Annotated in this window: 11 protein-coding genes and 6 pseudogenes; 5 read left to right on the top strand and 12 right to left on the bottom strand. The window is 69.8% G+C overall.

The features are described 5' to 3' along the window. Nucleotides 1–362: 362 nt before the first annotated feature. From ABZ154_RS26730 to ABZ154_RS26715, 4 genes and pseudogenes are all read right to left on the bottom strand, one after another. Nucleotides 363–1,091 (bottom strand): annotated as a pseudogene (locus tag ABZ154_RS26730) (restriction endonuclease). A 16-nt stretch (nt 1,092–1,107) separates the two neighbouring features. Next, nucleotides 1,108–1,335: a hypothetical protein gene (locus tag ABZ154_RS26725; RefSeq protein WP_356836679.1), complete on the bottom strand. Its 228-nt coding sequence runs from the start codon at nt 1,333–1,335 to the stop codon at nt 1,108–1,110. A 620-nt stretch (nt 1,336–1,955) separates the two neighbouring features. Further along, nucleotides 1,956–3,338, bottom strand: a complete 1,383-nt coding sequence (locus ABZ154_RS26720; protein ID WP_356836678.1) for a cellulase family glycosylhydrolase — start codon at nt 3,336–3,338, stop codon at nt 1,956–1,958. A 38-nt stretch (nt 3,339–3,376) separates the two neighbouring features. Next, on the bottom strand, nt 3,377–5,968 hold the full coding sequence (locus ABZ154_RS26715; protein ID WP_356836676.1) for a glycoside hydrolase family 9 protein: 2,592 nt from the start codon (nt 5,966–5,968) through the stop codon (nt 3,377–3,379). 1,156 nt (nt 5,969–7,124) lie between these two features. Between ABZ154_RS26715 and ABZ154_RS26710 the strand changes: the two genes are divergently transcribed. Together ABZ154_RS26710 and ABZ154_RS26705 are read left to right on the top strand one after the other, a co-directional pair. Then, the gene (locus ABZ154_RS26710; protein WP_356836674.1) at nt 7,125–8,213 is read left to right on the top strand and encodes a lytic polysaccharide monooxygenase; all 1,089 of its coding nucleotides are present in this window, start codon (nt 7,125–7,127) and stop codon (nt 8,211–8,213) included. 110 nt (nt 8,214–8,323) lie between these two features. After that, a pseudogene (locus tag ABZ154_RS26705) lies at nt 8,324–9,100 on the top strand (IS5 family transposase). A gap of 96 nt (nt 9,101–9,196) precedes the next feature. Here ABZ154_RS26705 and ABZ154_RS26700 read toward each other — a convergent pair. The 7 genes and pseudogenes from ABZ154_RS26700 to ABZ154_RS26670 form a co-directional block, all read right to left on the bottom strand. Continuing rightward, nucleotides 9,197–9,319 (bottom strand): annotated as a pseudogene (locus tag ABZ154_RS26700) (DUF3140 domain-containing protein); the annotation flags it as partial. Next, nucleotides 9,316–9,551: pseudogene (locus tag ABZ154_RS26695) on the bottom strand (DUF2945 domain-containing protein). The pseudogenes ABZ154_RS26700 and ABZ154_RS26695, both read right to left, overlap by 4 nt. A 321-nt stretch (nt 9,552–9,872) precedes the next feature. Beyond that, nucleotides 9,873–10,118 (bottom strand): annotated as a pseudogene (locus ABZ154_RS26690) (transposase); the annotation flags it as partial. A gap of 38 nt (nt 10,119–10,156) precedes the next feature. Further along, nucleotides 10,157–10,564, bottom strand: a complete 408-nt coding sequence (locus tag ABZ154_RS26685) for a hypothetical protein (protein WP_356836673.1) — start codon at nt 10,562–10,564, stop codon at nt 10,157–10,159. Between the two features lie 69 nt (nt 10,565–10,633). Next, nucleotides 10,634–11,068 carry an ATP/GTP-binding protein gene (locus ABZ154_RS26680; RefSeq protein ID WP_356836672.1) on the bottom strand — a complete coding sequence of 145 codons (435 nt, stop codon included), beginning with the start codon at nt 11,066–11,068 and terminating at the stop codon, nt 10,634–10,636. A 513-nt stretch (nt 11,069–11,581) separates the two neighbouring features. After that, entirely contained in the window at nt 11,582–12,178 is a 597-nt protein-coding gene (locus ABZ154_RS26675) for a hypothetical protein (RefSeq protein WP_356836671.1), read from the bottom strand. A 223-nt stretch (nt 12,179–12,401) separates the two neighbouring features. Beyond that, nucleotides 12,402–13,181 (bottom strand): annotated as a pseudogene (locus ABZ154_RS26670) (transposase); the annotation flags it as partial. 98 nt (nt 13,182–13,279) lie between these two features. Here ABZ154_RS26670 and ABZ154_RS26665 point away from each other — a divergent pair. Together ABZ154_RS26665 and ABZ154_RS26660 are read left to right on the top strand one after the other, a co-directional pair. Next, entirely contained in the window at nt 13,280–13,750 is a 471-nt protein-coding gene (locus tag ABZ154_RS26665) for a transposase (protein WP_356836689.1), read from the top strand. Between the two features lie 230 nt (nt 13,751–13,980). Further along, complete coding sequence (locus ABZ154_RS26660; RefSeq protein WP_356836669.1) at nt 13,981–14,811, top strand: alpha/beta hydrolase; 831 nt, start codon at nt 13,981–13,983, stop codon at nt 14,809–14,811. A gap of 308 nt (nt 14,812–15,119) precedes the next feature. Here the strand turns inward: ABZ154_RS26660 and ABZ154_RS26655 are convergent, their stop codons facing one another. Further along, nucleotides 15,120–15,701: a snapalysin family zinc-dependent metalloprotease gene (locus tag ABZ154_RS26655; protein ID WP_356836668.1), complete on the bottom strand. Its 582-nt coding sequence runs from the start codon at nt 15,699–15,701 to the stop codon at nt 15,120–15,122. Between the two features lie 341 nt (nt 15,702–16,042). Here ABZ154_RS26655 and ABZ154_RS26650 point away from each other — a divergent pair, with 341 nt between their 5' ends. Further along, the gene (locus tag ABZ154_RS26650; protein ID WP_356836666.1) at nt 16,043–16,948 is read left to right on the top strand and encodes an NAD-dependent protein deacetylase; all 906 of its coding nucleotides are present in this window, start codon (nt 16,043–16,045) and stop codon (nt 16,946–16,948) included. Nucleotides 16,949–17,087 lie beyond the last annotated feature (139 nt).

Here is a 17,087-nt window from a genome sequence, read left to right as displayed (position 1 = left end):
CCTGACCGACCGCCTGGACCAGGACTGGGCGCAGCGCGCCTGAGCCGGACCGCCTCTCGGGAACCGAGACCCGTGCCAGGGTCGGGGCTCCCCACGCGCCGAGCCCCGACCCTGGGAGCGACCCCTCGCGGCGTCCCCTGCGCCGTGCCAGAACGACAGGGGGTTTGAGCACGCCATCCCGGGAGACGTGCAGCCCCCCGAACCGTCGTGGTGTGCACCGTCATGCGATGCGCCGTTCTGGCCGTCGCCGCCCGCGGCGGGTGGCAGAACCGGGCATGATCGCATGACCCCGGGTGTCGCCGCTGCCCCTCAGGCACTGCAGACCGGCCGCCCTATCACCGCTTCGTCGACTGGCACGCGGACTACCGGCCTTTACGGGCAGGTGGGACCCTCGGGAGGAGCTCCCACAAGGGGCGCCCGCCGCTCGCCCAGGTGGCGAGGGTACGCCGGTCGGCGAGGTGCATGTGCAGCTGCTGGGCCAGGGGCGCGCAGCGGGTGGTAGAGCGGCCGTTGGTGACGACGAGGACGATGTCGGCGCCGTAGAGCTGGCGGGCGGTGCCGTTGACGCGCTGGAGGTCGGGGGTGCCGACGGCTGAGCCGCGGTCGCCGTCCTTGCGGTGTTTCGCCTGGATGACCCAGGTGCGGCCGAGAGGGTCGGTGGCCAGGACGTCGGCGCCGTTGTCGCCGGCTCCGCCGATCCGGCGGGCGTCGGCGCAGCCGTCGCGGAGCATCAGGTCGCGGATGGCGTATCAGAAGTCGCGGTGGTGCAGGGCGTCCAACTCGGGCAGCCCGTAGCGCAGCGCTTGCTGCCGTACCCGGTTTCGTGCCTGCTGCTGGCGGTACCGGTGGACCCACCCCGTCCCGCCGACGGAAACGAGGGCCCCGAGCACGACCAGCGCCCACCAGTTCACCAGGAGCCAGGAGATCACCGCCCAGACCAGCGCGAGGCCCGCGACGGCACCGAACCCGAGCAGGAGCAGCTGGGTGTCGCGGCGCTGCTGCCGGCGCGAACGGCGGCGCGGAGGTGCGCTGCGGCGTGCGGGACGACGTGCCGCGGGCCTGCGGCGGGGCGGCGGGCGGCGGGCGGCCATCGGGCGCGCTCCGGTTTCAGCGGGAGGAGTCGGTGACGCCGGAGGCGAGCTGGCCCAGGAAGTCGCCGACGCCCCCACCCAGCGGGGTCGGGGCGATGACGACGCCGAGAGCGAGCACGGTGATCACGGTCAGCTTCTCCTCGTTCCGGTTCCGGGACTCCGTGCGCCGGCGCAGCCACGACAGGACGATGACGGCGACGGCGACGGCGACGGCGAGCAGCACTCCCACATTGATCGTCGGCACGTTCTTTCGCCCCCGGATCACCCTCGGTCTCGTTTCGACCCCTGTGTATCCACATCCCGCATCCCGCGCCTCCCGGTCACCGGATGATGACGCAAAGACACCGATTGGCTGGATCAGGCACAACAAGGCGCAGGTGGCGCGTCGAACGGCCGCACCGGGCACTGGCGCAAGAGAAGGTCGCCGTGGCACAGCAGGAGGTCATCACCGATTCGGGCGTCGCCCCGGGGACCGGCAGCATGCAGGCCGCCGACAGCGAAGGGCCGATGCCGGTGGCGCTGTACGAGACGGAACGCAATGCGCGATACCGGCCTTCGAGCGGGCGCGCGGTGGCCCCGGTCAGTACAGCGGTGACTGTGGCATGTGGTGGTCGGGCCAAAAGGGATCGGTGGAGGCGGGAGTGGGTTGGTCCAAGCCTCCGCAGCGGCGTTCAACCGCAACGGGGGCGTCCGACAGCGGCGGCGTCAGACAGCCCGCGGCCTGTCGGGGACAAGGTGGCGAGGCGGCAGGTATGGGCGCACGGCCTCATCACAAACTGGTGCTCAAGGTTCTGTGAGACGAACCCTCCGACCAAGGGCGGTGCTCCGGTCGGCCGGAGCACCGCCCTGGTGTCTCGTCTCGGGTTAGCTGGTGGGGAACGTGTCGGGGGTGCTGATGCGGTTCATCAGCAGCGCGCCTGACTCGGTCAGTACGTTGCTGCTGCTGTAGTCGCGGCCGTTGCAGGTGCCTGGCTTGAAGGACGCGCTGCTCTCGTCCGCGTCGGAATAGGTCCAGTTGGCGTAGCCGATCTTCAGCTGGTCGAGCAGGTCCAGCCAGGCCGTCGTGCTCGCGCGGTCCATCGCTCCCCCGCCGGTGGCGCTGACTGTGCCGAACTCGGTGACGAACAGTGGTAGCTGGGTGGCTGCGCGGCTCAGCGTCGTGCGGTAGGAGTCCTTGTGGCTCGCGGCGTAGAAGTGGAAGGCGTACATGATGTTGGCCGCTCGGACGGGGTTGTTGACGACCTCGCTCTCGTTGGAGCCGTCCGAGACGCCCAGTGAGGACCAGCCGCGGGTACCGACGATGATGACGGCGTCCGGGTCCGCGGCCCGGATCACCGGGATGACCTGCTCTGCGTAGTTCTTGATGGCCGTCCAGCTCACCCCGTTGGGTTCATTGGCGATCTCGTAGATCACGTTGTTCTTGTCGGCGTTGCGGGCCGCGACGGACGCGAAGAACGTCTTGGCCCGGTCGAGGTTGTAGTTCGGATCGCCCGGCGTCAGGGTGTGGAAATCGATCATGGCGTACATGCCGCGCGCTTCGGCCATGTCGACGAGGCCGTTCACCCGGCTGGTGAAGCCCGCCGGGTCGGTCTCGTAACCGCCTTCCTGGACGTACATGGCCACGCGCAGCAGGTCCGACTTCCAGTCCTCCGCGAGCGCGTCCACGGATGCGGTGTTGTAGCACTTGCTGAACCACTGGATGCCGTGGGTGCTCATGCCCCGCAGTTGTACGGGGCGGTCGTACTGGTTGCACAGGTGCACGCCGCAGACGTGGAGCTTGCCGTTGATGTCCACGGGTGTTCCGGCGCCCGGGACGGGCGGGTCGACGGGCGGGGGCTCCTCCACGGAGCCGGTACAGGCGACGCCGTTGAGCGTGAACGCCGTGGGTTTGGGGTTGGTGCCGGTGAAGGAACCCACCATCCCCAGATCGGCTGACGTATTGGTGGCCAGTGTGCGGTTCCAGTCGGCTCCGGCCGCGGAGACTGCGGAACCGGACTGCGACCAGGTCGCGTTCCAGCCCTGGACGAGCTTCTGCTCCACGTCGGGCATCGCGAACTTCAGGGTCCATCCGGTGACCGGTTCCCCCAGGTTGGTGACCTTCACTCCGGCCTGGAAACCACCCTGCCACTGGCTGGTGACCGTGTAGTCGACCTTGCATCCGGTGGCGGCGACCGCCTGTGGGCCGGGCAGGGCGGTGAAGCCCAGGGTCATCGCGCAGGTGGCCAGTAGAGCCAGAAGACGTTTCACAGCGATTCTCCTCGTTCGCAATGGGACGGGTCGGCCACTCATCGTCGTGATGTCGTCCCGCAGGCCTTGCCGTTCAGCCTGAAGACCTGGGGGTCGTGCACGAGGCCGGTGGGGCGGCCGTTGAAGCCGAACCGCACGGTGGCGCCGGGCGCGAGAGAGGCGTTCCAGCTCAGGGCCTCGGCGGTGACGCGTGGGCCCGTCTGCCCGATGTCGGCGCCCCAGGTGTCGGTCACCTGCTGCTGGTCGGCGAACGTCCAGTCGAGCCGCCAGGGCTGGACGGGGCGGTCGCCGGTGTTCTTCAGCGCGATGTGGGTGGTGAAGCCGTTGTGCCAGCGCTGCGAGGTGTACGTCACTTCGCAGCGCGCCGCCACGGGCTCACCGCCGCCCAGATCGTCCACGTAGGAAGCGACCCAGGCGAGGGGGGCGTTCCAGTTGATGGTGATCTCGTTCGTGGCCCAGGACTCGATGTCGTCGATGTAGCACATCGCCGGTGCGCAGTTCTTCAGCTTGGCCTGCGCGACCGGGTCCTCGATGGACGCGTTCGGACCGCCGGCCAGGGAGCCGGGAGCGGGATTCGGCAGGGCCGGGTCGAGCTGATCGGCCCAGAACCGGTGGTGCTGGTTGCGCGAGTCCCGCTCACCGTACCCGGTGACATAGGACTGGTTCAGCGCGTTGCGGCCCAGCAGGTAGTCGAGTCCGCGCAGTACGGCGTCACGGTAGGCGGTCCTGCCGGTCAGGTCGTGCGCGGAGCCCAGGACGACCATGTTGTTGGCGACCTGACTGTTCGAGCCCCATACGTAGTGCCCGTCGTCGGGGGCGTACGGGAGGCCGTACGCGGCCCGGGCCGAGTCGGTCGCGTATCCGTCGGCGGCTTCGGTCACCATGCCGCGCACCGTCGCGAGCTGGTCGGCGGACAGCTTGCTCGGCACACTGGCGAGGTTCAGGGCGCCGAGCCCGGCGACCGAGCCCCAGGACATGCCGCCGCGCGGGAAGACCGCGTCGGTGTCACCGTGCAGCGGGGAGCGGAGGACTTCCTGGCGGTAGCTCTCCTCGCCGGTGGTGAGGAAGAGTTCCGCCGCCGCCCAGTAGAACTCGTCCCGCACGTCGTCGTCGCTGTAGGCGCCGCCGCCCGTGTCGTCCTGCGGGTCGGCGAGGATGTCCGGGTGGGCCTTGGCTGCTGTCCACGCGGACCGCGCGGCCGCCCGGCACTGCGCGGCGAACTCCGCGTCGTAGACCTGGAAGAGGCGGGCGCACTGGGCGGCGGTGGCCGCCAGGTTGAGGGTGGCCGCCGTGGTCGGCGGATGCAGTTCCCGCGGCTGGGGGTCACGGTCCGGCCGGAGCGGCAGTCCGGTCCACGCCCTGTCGTGGAGCTTGTGGTGGGCCATACCGGCGAGCGACTCCCCCGCCGGCACCTGCATCCGCATGAGGAACTCCAGCTCCCAGCGCGCCTCGTCGAGGATGTCGGGAGTAGCGTTCCCGTGCTCGGGCAGCCGGAGCTCACCGTCACCGAGCGGCCCGGCGTCGGCGGTCTCCTCGTACAGGGTCCGTTCGAACGTGGACATCAACTGGCCAACCGATATACCGCCGTTGACCACGTACTTGCCGTGGTCGCCGGCGTCGTACCAGCCCCCCGCCGCGTCGAGACGGTAGTCGCACTCACCCGGCCGGCAGGTCACGTCGTTGTCGCCCTGGTTGGGGCTCACGCCGAGATGTCCGGCCGGCCGCGCGTACTGCTCGCCCACGATGTCCGCGTCGATCTCGATGCCGCTCCGGTTGTGGTAGAAGTACGCCAGCGCGTCGGTGCGCAGGGACGCGTAGAGGTTGTCGCCGATGGCGAACGGTTCGCTCTTCTCCCCCGCAACGGTGACGGTGTACCCCTCCCCCGCGGTCTGCACCGCACTGAAGTCGAAGGTGTGGACGTGTCGCCGCGAGGCTGTGTCCACGCCCGCCGGAGTGGTGGCGCCGCCGGCCATGCGTGTCCCGGCGGCCGAGTCGAGTGTCCAGGGCAGCGGGTCGGTCGCGTCGGTGACCACCGTGCCGGCCTTGGGGCCGTGGGTGAGGTAACCGACCTGGTTGACCCGGACCGGGGACCCGGTGTCCGGTTCGTACGGCGGCGGCGCGGTCCCGCCGCGCAGCGATACGTCGTCGACGCAGAAGGTGAGGGCCTGGGCGCTGCCCCCGATCTGGAAGACGAGCTGCGCCGCGTCGTGATCGGCTCCGGCCGTGAAGGTCTCCGTGACGCGTTCGGCGGTCGTCCCGATCGGCTGCGCGGTGGCCAGTTCCGTGGTCCACGGTTCGGTCGCCATCTGCACGTTGGTGCGGATGGTGACCGGGACGGTGGACGTCGCCGTGTAGCTCAGGGTGTATCCCTCCCCGGCGGTGAGAGCGAGTCCGTTCTGCCCGACGATGGCGTCCCACGCGTTGCCCGTGCCCGCGGGAACGTCGGCACAGAGGCGACCGTCCGAGACGGTGACGGGGCTGTTGTCCGTCGACCACCAGGGGGCGGTGCCCGCGGAGAAGTCCCCGTTGACGATGACCTCGTGGGCCTCGTCGAGGGCCTGAGCCGCACCGGCGGGTGCTGCGAGGGTGCCGGCCAGCAGCCCGGCGGTGGCTGCGATGCCCGCTAACACGCTGACGCGTCTGGAGCGGTCCGGTCGGCGAAACGTGCGGGAGTAGCGGGGAACACGTGGCTGATATCGCGGCACATTGAAGTCCTTACAGGAGAGGGCAGGGCACGCGGTGTCTGGAGAAACCGGTATTGCGTCTGGTGGGGCGACAAATGGGAGCGCTCCCAACTTCGGCGCCGCGAGACGTACCGTCAAGCGGTTGGACAGGATTCGCCGCCTTGCCGGCTTCCCGGGTAACGACCGTCCGGGCTGAGGACACCACGCGACTGCGTCCCGACAGGGCCCGGCGGTGGGAGCTCTGCCGCCCCGTCAGTCCGTACTGCCGAACTCGTCCAGCCGCAGGATCGGGTGTGGGCGTCTTTGGGGGGTGAGAACAGACTGAGTCCGAGTTCGGAGCGCCACGGCAGGGTTCTCTTGGCAGGGCGTGGCGGAGCCCGGCCTCCTACGTGATGAACACGCAGCGGAGGTAAGCCGTCCGCGATGTCGTGCTGCGCGTCGCGCCATCTACGACCTGGGCCGCATGGCTCTTCGTGGCCGCTTGTCCGCCGGCCGGGCGGCGTCTGGTGCCATCGCGCCGGTGGCGACGGAGAACGATCAGCCCCGCCCCCGCACCCGGCAATCCGCACGGCGCATCGTGCGCGATGGGTTGTCAGGAGCACGGCAACGCTTCTACAGTCCGTATCCAGGGATGGGAGCGCTCCCAGCACTGGACAAGGTGGCGCTCCTCAATTACGTGATCGCCCCCATCCGGACATCTCCCGTAAACAGGCCCCGCACGCGAGCGTCACCGCACTCCGCCCCTACCACGCGTAGCCCGCTCCTCACTCCTGCCGACGTCGGCCCCACGCGGCGCCGTCGACGTCGGGTCTCGCCCATGCGGGACCGGCCCCGACAGCGCGGCCGCACATGCACTGATCCGCACACCCCCCGGACCCGACACCACCACCTCCCCCACCCAACGGGCGCGGACTCCGCGACGTAGACCGCGCTGCTCCCAACACCCCGCATCCTCCCGGTCCGCCCATAGTCGACTCCTGCGGTGCGACGGCTGGTCCGTCCACAGCCGCCGCGGCCCGCCTCCGGGGGACCGACGCTACGGCCCGTACACCAAGCACGACTCTCACGACCAGAACCTCCCCACATAGGCACAGGAGACCTCATGGCCCGACGCAAGAAGCTGTTCACCTCCCTGGCAGCGGTGCTCGCGACACTGCTCGGCGGAATCGGCCTGACCTTACTGGGCCAGGACAGCGCGCAGGCACACGGTGTCACCATGACACCGGGATCGCGCACCTACCTCTGCATGCTGGACGCCAGGACCGGGACCGGCGCTCTGGAGCCGACAAACCCGGCGTGCAAGGCCGCGCTCGACGAGAGCGGCGCGACCGCGCTGTACAACTGGTTCGCCGTGCTCGACTCCAACGCGGGCGGACGAGGGGCGGGTTACGTCCCGGACGGAAAACTGTGCAGCGCCGGTGACCGGTCGCCTTACAACTTCACCGGTTACAACGCCCCACGCTCCGACTGGCCCCGGACGCACCTGACGTCCGGGCAGACGATCCAGGTCAAGCACAGCAACTGGGCGGCGCACCCGGGCTCCTTCCGGGTGTACCTGTCCAAGCCCGGCTACTCACCCAGCACCGAGCTGGGCTGGGATGACCTCGAGCTGATCGAGACCGTCTCCGACCCGCCGCAGGCCGGCGGGCCCGGCACGGACGGCGGCCACTACTACTGGGACCTGAACCTGCCCTCGGGCCGCTCGGGTGACGCGGTCATGTTCATCCAGTGGGTGCGCTCGGACAGCCAGGAGAACTTCTTCTCCTGCTCCGACATCGTCTTCGATGGCGGCAACGGCGAGGTGACCGGCATCCGCGGCTCGGAAGGAACTCCGCATCCGACACCCACCCCCACTCCGAGCCCGACACCCACGGACCCGCACACAGGGTGCATGGCTGTATACAGCGTGACCAACTCCTGGAGCGGCGGCTTTCAGGGCTCCGTCGAGGTCATGAACCACAGCACGATGGCACGTGAGAGCTGGGCCGTACAGTGGAAGCCCGGCGCAGGCGCCAAGGTCAGCAGCGCGTGGAACGGCACGCTGACCACGGCGGCCGATGGCACGCTCACGGTCAGAAACCTCGACTACAACCGCACCATCGCCCCGGAAGGCAGCGTCACCTTCGGATTCACTGCGACATCGACCGGCAACAACTTCCCGGTCGGCTCAGTCGGCTGCGTCACTCCGTAACCGCTGGCGCACGCGGCGCCGCTGCGCGGTGACCGCCCGCACGCCGTGACCCCACGGTCAGACGATCATCCGGTCGACTGGCCGACGTGACGGGAGATCATGGCCGGGTGATGCGTCGCCATAGGCTGTCCGATGCCGAGTGGGATCTCCTGCGGCCTTTGCTGCCGACACCCTCGACGGGCCGTCCTCGGTTGGACGACCGCACAGTCCTGAACGGGATTGTGCGGAAGTTCCGGACCGGTGTGGCCTGGCGGGACGTGCCCGAGCAGTACGGGTCGTGGGCCACTCTGCAGACCCGGTTCCGTCGCTGGGCCAGGGACGGCACCTTCGAGCGGATGCTGCAGGCGCAGGCGGACGCGGCCGGTGGCATCGACTGGCTCACCTTGGTCGACTCCACCGTCGTCCGTACCCACCACACGCCGCCGGTGCCCGAGAAAAGGGCTCCGCAACCGAGCGCTCGGCCGCTCGCGCAGCGGGCTGACCAGCAAAGTCCGCCTGGCGGTCGACGGACTCGGCGACCCACTCGCTCTGGTCCTCACTGGCGGGAAGACCCATGACTGCACTCAGTGCACCACCCTGTTCGACGCGATCCGGCGGCCCGGTTGCGCGTGGGTCGTCCCCGGATCCGGCCGGCGCACGTCATCGGCGACAAGGGGTACAGCTCGGAGGCGATCCGCACCTGACTGCGGCAGCGCAACATCACCCATACCATCCCCGAGCGCGCTGACCAGATCGCCGACCGACTCCGGCGCGGCCGTTCCGGTGGCCGTCCACCGTCGTTCGACAAGCAGTTCTACAAGCGCCGCAACGGCGTCGAACGATGCTGCAAAAAGCTGAAGCAGTGGCGCGGCATCGCAACGCGATACGACAGAACGGCCGAGTGCTAGCAGGCAGCCGTCACCCTCGCCTCGCTCCTCATGTGGGTGTGATCTTTGACATCGGTCCCTAACCGACCAGACGGCGACGCCAGCCCCACCGTCTTTCTGACCGACCTCACGGGACTGATCAGTCGCGAGCCATTTTTCCAGCTCGCCGGCAGTCATGTTGACAGCCTCGTCGAAGCGGTCGAGCGTGTCCTGCCGCTCCTGGTCGCTGGTCCCGGTCACGATCCGCCCCTTTTCTTCTTCCGGTCCAGTGACTCCGGACGGTGGACGGCCTTCTTGCCCGTCTTGGCGCTCTTCACCTCGTACTGCGGCTCTTCCTCCGAGGCGTCCACCGTCCGGCCGCCCGCCTCGGTCCGCCTATCGATCTTCGCGTTACAGAACCGTCGACCGTCTGCCCGTGGCTTTTCCAGGAGACGTCGTCCCCCTGGGACAGTTTCTTCCTCTTCTTGGTCATGGAAAGCTGCCTTCCGCTCGCCGACTGTTGCCGGACTCCGGGCCGGCGGGCGCCGGCCCGGTTCCGCCAGGATCGCGGCTGCGCGCCTTTCACGCGCGGCGGAGCGAAGGCGGGTACTCCGCTCGGCCCACGCCGGGTGAGGCTTTCCCGATGGCCGACCTGAGACCGTGTCCTACATGGTCAGTTTGAGGAATCGTCTGTAGCAGCAGAGAGCGGAAGCCAGTCCGAGAAGGGCCAGGTAGTTGCCTGGTTTCCGCTCGTAGCGGGTTCAGTCGGCGGTAGCCGCAGGAGCTGCAGAGTTCTCTGGTGCAGCCGGCCTCACCCTCCGGCTCTGGCCCAGATGACGAACCGTCGGTGCACGGTCGACTTCGACGCCCCGAAGCACGGCGGCAAGGCCCGCCGAGCGCACCCGCTGACCAGCACGTAGACGGTCGCCGCGAAGGCCGCCTCATCATCGATGTTCGCGACCCCACCGCCCTGCGGACGAACTCTGGCCGGCGGCAGTAACGGCCTCGCTATCTCCCGCAGTCCGTCCGGAACGATCCATCCCCACCGTCCACTTCCCATGAACAGCACAACCGCCGACTCGCCATGTAGGAGACGGTCTAAGCGTGGGCCACGACCACGACCTGGACGTCGTCTTCGTAGATGATCCGCCCTGGATCTGCGGATCGCAGGAGTTGGCAGTCGACGCCGTGGGCGGCCAGGACCTGGAGATAGCCGGGGACCCGTTCAAGGAGATGGGTGGCCGAAGGCTTGAACCATGCCGAGGCGCCGGGGTTGATCTCGTGATCGTAGACGGTGGGATCAACGGTCGAGGGGTCTGTGTACGCGGCGTTGTACCAGCTGTTGTTGCTCCGGCGGAAAGCTTCCTGCTGCTCCGTGAGCCTTCCCTCCCGCGCAAGGGTGTTGATGAGCCCGAAGACGCCGGTGAAACGTCCCCGCCGGTTCCGGTGCGGCGACTGGAACCGCACGTAGTGCACGACCTCACTGCCACTGTCAGCCAACTCCATGAACGCATCCTCCCACCCTCGCACCCGTGCAACGGCTGGCCCCTCCTGCTACCTCCCCGCACCGCCGCGTCAGTTGGTGCTGAGGACCTGGACCTCACCGACCCACGCCGTCCATGCGGTCTCGTGGGTCTCGGCGAAATCCCCGGAGGCGCCCAGCGCGGGGCGTTCCCGGCGATCGACCACGTCGCGGCGGCCCGGGTAGCGTCCGTCCGGCTTGTCGGAGGCGGGCCGTTTGGTAGCGGTGGCCGCCGTCCGGCGACATCGGCATGCCCTGCGCAGGGGGGTACGGGGTGCCGGGACCGTGGCAGGTGACCGTGGCGCCATCGCCCACCGGGCCGTGCTGACCTTCGCGGTCGCGGTGACCGTGACGCCGCCGGCCGTCGCGGATGCCGAGATGGGACCGGACGTCGTGGGGGACGGGTCCGTCCACATCCACATCGGCATCCCGACCACGTACTTCCCCGCCGCGCGAGGACTCGCCACGGCCGGACCGGTGAGCTTCATCGAGGCAGCGGCGCGGCGTGCACGGCTTCGGGGTCGATGTCCGGGGCGGCGTCCGGGGCCTGGCCGTCCGGCAGCCATACAGTCCGCGCCCCGCGCCTGCCCGCGCAGTACAGCCCGTAACCGCGCCCTTCTCCGACCGGTCGGGGCCCCTCCAGAACATGTTGTCCGGCGGCGGCTGCGGATCGAGCCGGGTGTACGTACACGTCGGCTTCGAGCTGCCACCGTCACAATCGCCGGCGGGCGTGGCCGCCGTGTCGCTGGCCGGGGCACCGGGCGGGCTGCCGCCGTCCGACGCGCAGACCGTGACGAACATCGTCGCGCCCTTGAAGACTCCGCCGCTGCGGCCGTCGTCCGCGTGCGCGGCCGGGGCGAGGACGCCCGCCAGCACCACCGCGGCTGCCGCCGCTCGCCTCAGCGGGGCCGGGCTCCGTCCGGGGTGAAGGATGATCCAGCGGACGGCTTCGCGCCGTCGTCGCCTCCCCCCGCAGCCCGTCAGGGCCAGCGCGAGCGGGCCTACGGAGTGACGGCCCCGCCCGACAGCTGGGGCCTCTCCAGCTTTCGGGGGCCCCGGAGAGCTGTACCCGTAGCCCGCTCTTCCAACTCGCCGGCCCTACTGGGCCGCGGAAGGTCGAGTCCCGCCCACCAGCGGCGTCCGTCTGGTGTGGTCTCGACGCCGACATCGCGGGGGCCGAGGGCGGCCACGGTGCGCATGTGCTCGGTGTCCCGGAGGACCTGGTCGTCGTCACCGGGCGGCATGTCCTGCCGGTGGCTGAGCGCCAGGATCAGCACCTGGTTCCGCTTCTCGTCGTCGGCCAGGTGCAGGGAGACGCGCCTGCCGCCGTCCTCCGCTGCCGAGCGGAACAGCAGTTCGACGACCTTCTGAGGTCGGTCGTCCTTCGGCCGGTAGCCCCAGCGGTGCAGTGCCTGCGCGACTTCCCGGCCCGCGCGGGCGGCAGCGGCCGGACTCGGAGTGAAGGCCCAGTTCCGTACGCTGCGGCCGCGGATCGTGACCGGGGCGGGGGCCTCGTGCTGCTCCGGCCGGGGAGGCTCAACGGGGCGTTTCGGCGGCGGCGGAGTCTTCGGCGGGAAGTCAGGACGGTGTGGCGGCACAGCAGCCTCCCGGCGGGGAACGGGGGTACCCATCGTAGAGCGGCCGCCCCAGGCTAGGGGTCGCTTTGGTCAACACTCGGGAGGCCCGTACTGCGACCACTCTGGGAGCCTGCCGGCAGTCTCACTGTGCACGGCAAAGCGTCGGGCCCCTCAACCCGTCTGAGGAAGCCTGACCGCAGTTTCGGCGGCGCGGCCGCCTAGCTTGATCTTTGACCTGTGCGGCAGGCCGCGGGGTGGTCGGCTTCTTGGCCCGGGACGCAGTGGTGCCCGTATTGCGGGGTGTGTGGACGTCGTGGCGTGGGGTGGGCCGGATGTTCCTGCGTCCGGGAGGTCGTCCGGGTCCGGGGCGGGCGGGTTTCGGTGCTCCGGCCGGGCAGGCGGTCTTGGCGCGGATGCGCCGGAAGTCGCGGCGGACGCGCGCTGGGGTGAGCCTGCCCACGGGAACGCGCCTCTCCCCTGGACGGTGCCGGTCGGCTGCCAGTGGCCGGGCGAGGGGGAGTTGGGTGCAGGCGGCGAGGATCAGCCAGGTCCAGCGGTCCGCTGCCTCGGGGGTGCGGATCTTCGGGCAGGTCCAGCCGAGGGTCTGCCTGAACAGCCGGAAGGTGTGCTGGACGTCGAAACGACGCAGGTATGCCTGCCGGAGCCGGTCGCTGTCGGCTGCGCTGGCACCGGTGCCCGACCACCACAGCCAGACCGGCTTCGGGGTGGCTCCGCTGGGAAGGTGCTCGATGTCCAGGCGGATCACGGTCCCCTCGACGACTGGAAGGGTGCCGTCGGCCGCAGCCCAGGACGAGCGGTGGGTGAGCTCGGGGCGGAGCCGGTCCCACGAACGTGCTCGGGCGGTGCCCGTAGAGGCGTGTGTTGGTGCGGTTTCGTTGTCTGGGTGCCTCAGGTGTCGGGCAGGTGTCGGGCTGTCCGAGGACGAACTCGCCGCCGTGCCGGGGGGCCGGCCCATGGTGTGAGGCTGCCGCGGCGGGGCCGGCCTGCGCGGGACACGGTCCGAGGCGTCCTGCGAGTAGTGAGCCACTTGCCCGCGGGTTAGGTCCTGTTGCGGAAGTCGATCTTGGTCATGGATGATCAGGGCCTGTCGGGCGTGGCGATCTGACGAACGGTCAGCGAGCTCAGCTGAGGCCGCCGATACGGCAGGGCATCAAACCCGGCCGTCCGCCGGCGTGGACGCGGCGGCAATTGACAGATGGCATACGGTGGCGCACTCGAACCGGTGCTCCCTGGCGAGACGTGCCGGAGCGTTACGGGCCGTGGGACCGGGTCGTTGACCTGTTCCGGCGCTGGCAGCGGGATGGCATCTGGGCGAGGATCGTCACCCGGCTCCAGGCCGAGGCGGACGCGCAGGGGCTGATCACCTGGGATGCGACCGTCGACTCGACCGTCTGCCGGGCGCACCAGCACGCCGCCGGGGCGGCGAAAAGGGGGACACGTGAGGCAACGCGGGAGGGTTCTCGAAGCTCAGAGGAGAACGCATTCCGCGAGACTACGCGGGATGCATCCCGCAGGCGCCTGCCGCCGCCCCAATCCGCGAGGCGGGGCGAACGTCGCCTGATGCGGCACTAGCCGGCGGCGTGCATCACGAACACTGACCAGGCGGCAGGGAAAACACCGAACAGGGAGGCGCCCGGCAGTACATATGCCCCATGGCAAACTTGGGTGTAATGTCTCATTTGGCCGCGTCGGCTGTGCCGCGCCCACCGGACGACGAAGAAGGCTTCCGCCCTCCGTGCCGCTCGGTCGGCTGAAGGATCGCCGAACTCATCCTCCACATCCGCCAGGCGGAAGGGTCTGCCATGAGCAAGGTCACCATGAGCGACGGGACGAGCATCTTCTACAAGGACTGGGGTCCGCGCGACGGCCGACCGATCGTGTTCCACCACGGCTGGCCGCTCAGCGCAGACGACTGGGACAATCAGATGCTGTTCTTCCTCGCGGAGGGCTATCGCGTGATTGCCCACGACCGTCGAGGACATGGGCGTTCCTCCCAGAGTCAGAGCGGTCACGAGATGGACACCTATGCCGCCGATGTGGCAGCGGTGACCGACGCTCTCGACCTGCGGGACGCCGTCCACATCGGCCACTCCACCGGCGGAGGCGAAGTCGCCCGGTACGTGGCGCGCGCAAAGCCGGGACGGGTCGCCAAGGCGATCCTGGTCGGAGCGGTGCCACCGATCATGGTGCGAACACCGTCCAACCCCGGCGGCCTGCCCATCGAGGTGTTCGACGGCTTCCGCGCGTCCCTCGTCGCCAACCGTGCGCAGTTCTACATCGATGTCCCCTCGGGGCCGTTCTACGGGTACAACCGGCCCGGCGCCGAGGTGTCCCAGGGAGTCATCGACAACTGGTGGCGCCAGGGTATGCGGGGAGCCGCCAACGCACACTACGAGTGCATCAAGGCGTTCTCCGAGACGGACTTCACCGAGGACCTCAAGGCGATCGACGTCCCCGTCCTGGTGGCACATGGCACCGACGACCAGATCGTGCCCTACGACGACTCGGCGCCGCTGTCGGTCGAACTCCTCAGGAACGGCCGGCTCAAGAGCTACGACGGTTTCCCTCACGGCATGCTCACGACGCACCCCGAGGTGCTCAACCCCGACCTGCTGGCCTTCATCAAGGAGTAGACAGCTCAGCCTTTGACCGTCGGCTCCCGACGGCGCACCGGACCTCCGGTGCGCCGTCACGGGCATGCGCGGGCCGAGCGGGGCGGGGGCGTTTCAGTCGGACCTCGTCTCCGGCTTCGGGCACCAAGCTCCCGAGTGGCGTGGGCCGCCTCCCGGGGTGAAGAGCGGCGTGCCCGCAGTCGGAGCGATTCGCCTTCGATCGCGGGCCGGCAGCCAGGGCGAGCCGGGTGAGTAACGGCAGCCCTTCAGGGACCGGAGTGACCGAGAAGCGGTGCGGGCCTCCTACCTCGCGCTCGTCGGACGCCCCGCTACGGAGCGTCCACCAGGATCCGCCCGTCGGCCGGGGTGCGGGAGGCGAGGCCGTTGGCGTAGAAGGATTCGACGCGGAACTGCTCCGTCGCGTTCGGGACGGCGTTCCTGCAGCTGGTACCGGCGCTCGAGCCCGACATCAGCTGGGAGCAGGGACCGGGCTTGGTGTCCGGCAGGCCCAGACTGTGGCCGATCTCGTGGGCGGCGATGCGGGTCTTGTCGTGCCCCTCGGTGACCGCCCGGCTGCCCAGTTCCACCCTGACCTGGCCGCCCGGGCGGACCGGTCCGAGTGTGGCCTGCGGCCAGCCGCTGGTGGCCACGATCTGGATCTCGGCGCGCGCGCCGGGCGCGGCCTCGACCAGCTTGACGTTGCCGACGTTCGCGTTCCACGAGGCGACCCCTGCCGCGATCGCCGCCTCCCAGCCGCCCGCACGACTGTCGTCGTATCGGAGTGTCACCACCGCTGCCGCTCCTTCCGCGACGTGCGGAGCCGGCGCCTGCGTGGCACTCGCCGCCGTGACGGTGGTCAGGGTGATCGCCGCGACGATGCCGGCTGTCTTCAGCGCTATCGAATTGAGCATTGCTGTCCCTTCACTCATGGGGGCTCGGCTCCGGACGGAGCCGAGAGTGCGGGAGGACGGTTGCTGCCAACCGGTCCGGCTGGAAGGCCAGTTGCCGAGTTTCCGGGAGCCGCAGAACCTATGCCCACCGAGAGGCTGTCGCCATGCTCCTGTCATGCGAGACAGGCCGGAAATCGCCCGTACGGATCGCAGGTCGGCAGCGTCTTCCCGTACCCGTCGGTCCACCCTTTCCCAGCCGTGGCCGGATAGGGTCGGCTTCCCACGGGCGCGGGACAGGAACGGTGCGCCCGTGGCGCGGTGGCGGCGCCGGGTTCCGGCGGCTCGTTCCGTACGCTGGGGGCATGCGCATGCGCCCCACCCTGAGCTGGACCCCCACCGAGGATCTGTCGCCGGGCACCACCGATCTGGAGCCGGTCGCCGACGCGCTGAGCAGGGGCGGTGTGCTGGTGCTGAGCGGGGCGGGTATCTCCACCGAGTCGGGCATCCCCGACTACCGGGGTGAGGGCGGGAGCCTGAGCCGGCACACCCCGATGACGTACCAGGACTTCACCGCCGACGCCCGGGCCCGTCGCAGGTACTGGGCGCGCAGCCATCTCGGCTGGCGTACCTTCGGCAGCGCCCGCCCCAATGCCGGGCACCGGGCCGTGGCCTCGTTCGAACGGCACGGCATGCTCTCGGGCGTGATCACCCAGAACGTCGACGGTCTGCACCAGGCCGCCGGCAGCGAAGAGGTCGTGGAACTTCACGGAGGCCTGGACCGGGTGGTCTGTCTCTCCTGCGGCAGCCTCAGCCCGCGCCGCGAGCTCGCCCGGCGGCTGGAGGAGGCCAACCAGGGTTTCGCGCCCGTGGCCGCCGTGATCAACCCGGACGGCGACGCCGACCTCACCGACGAGCAGGTCGGGGACTTCCGCGTGGTGCCGTGCACCGTCTGCGGCGGCATCCTCAAACCCGACGTGGTGTTCTTCGGGGAGGCCGTACCCGCCGAGCGGGTCGCGCACTGCCGCGCACTGGTCCGTCAGGCCACCACCCTGCTCGTCCTGGGTTCCTCGCTGACAGTGATGTCCGGGCTCCGGTTCGTCCGCCAGGCAGCCCAGGCCGGACAGCCCGTGCTGATCGTCAACCGGGATCCGACGCGGGGCGACCGCCACGCCGTCACCCGCATCGCGCTGCCACTGGGCGCGGCCCTGACCACCTTGGCCGGCCGACTGGGCATCCCCGTCGACGACGGGTCGGCCGGGGCCGGCTGAGCAGCCTGGTGGCGCCGGAGTTCGCGGCGCCGCACTTACGCCACGCTCGGTGAGAATTTTCGCCGCATGTGCATGCTCGCCTCATGTTCGTGCGCGGGTGTCATGAGTAGGCGTACTCGTGCCGTTCGGCCCTCCCGGC

The organism is Streptomyces sp. NPDC006261, from assembly GCF_040613515.1.
GTDB lineage: Bacteria > Actinomycetota > Actinomycetes > Streptomycetales > Streptomycetaceae > Streptomyces.
Note: the sequence above shows the minus strand (reverse complement) of the source record. Positions and strands in the feature narration are given on the sequence as shown.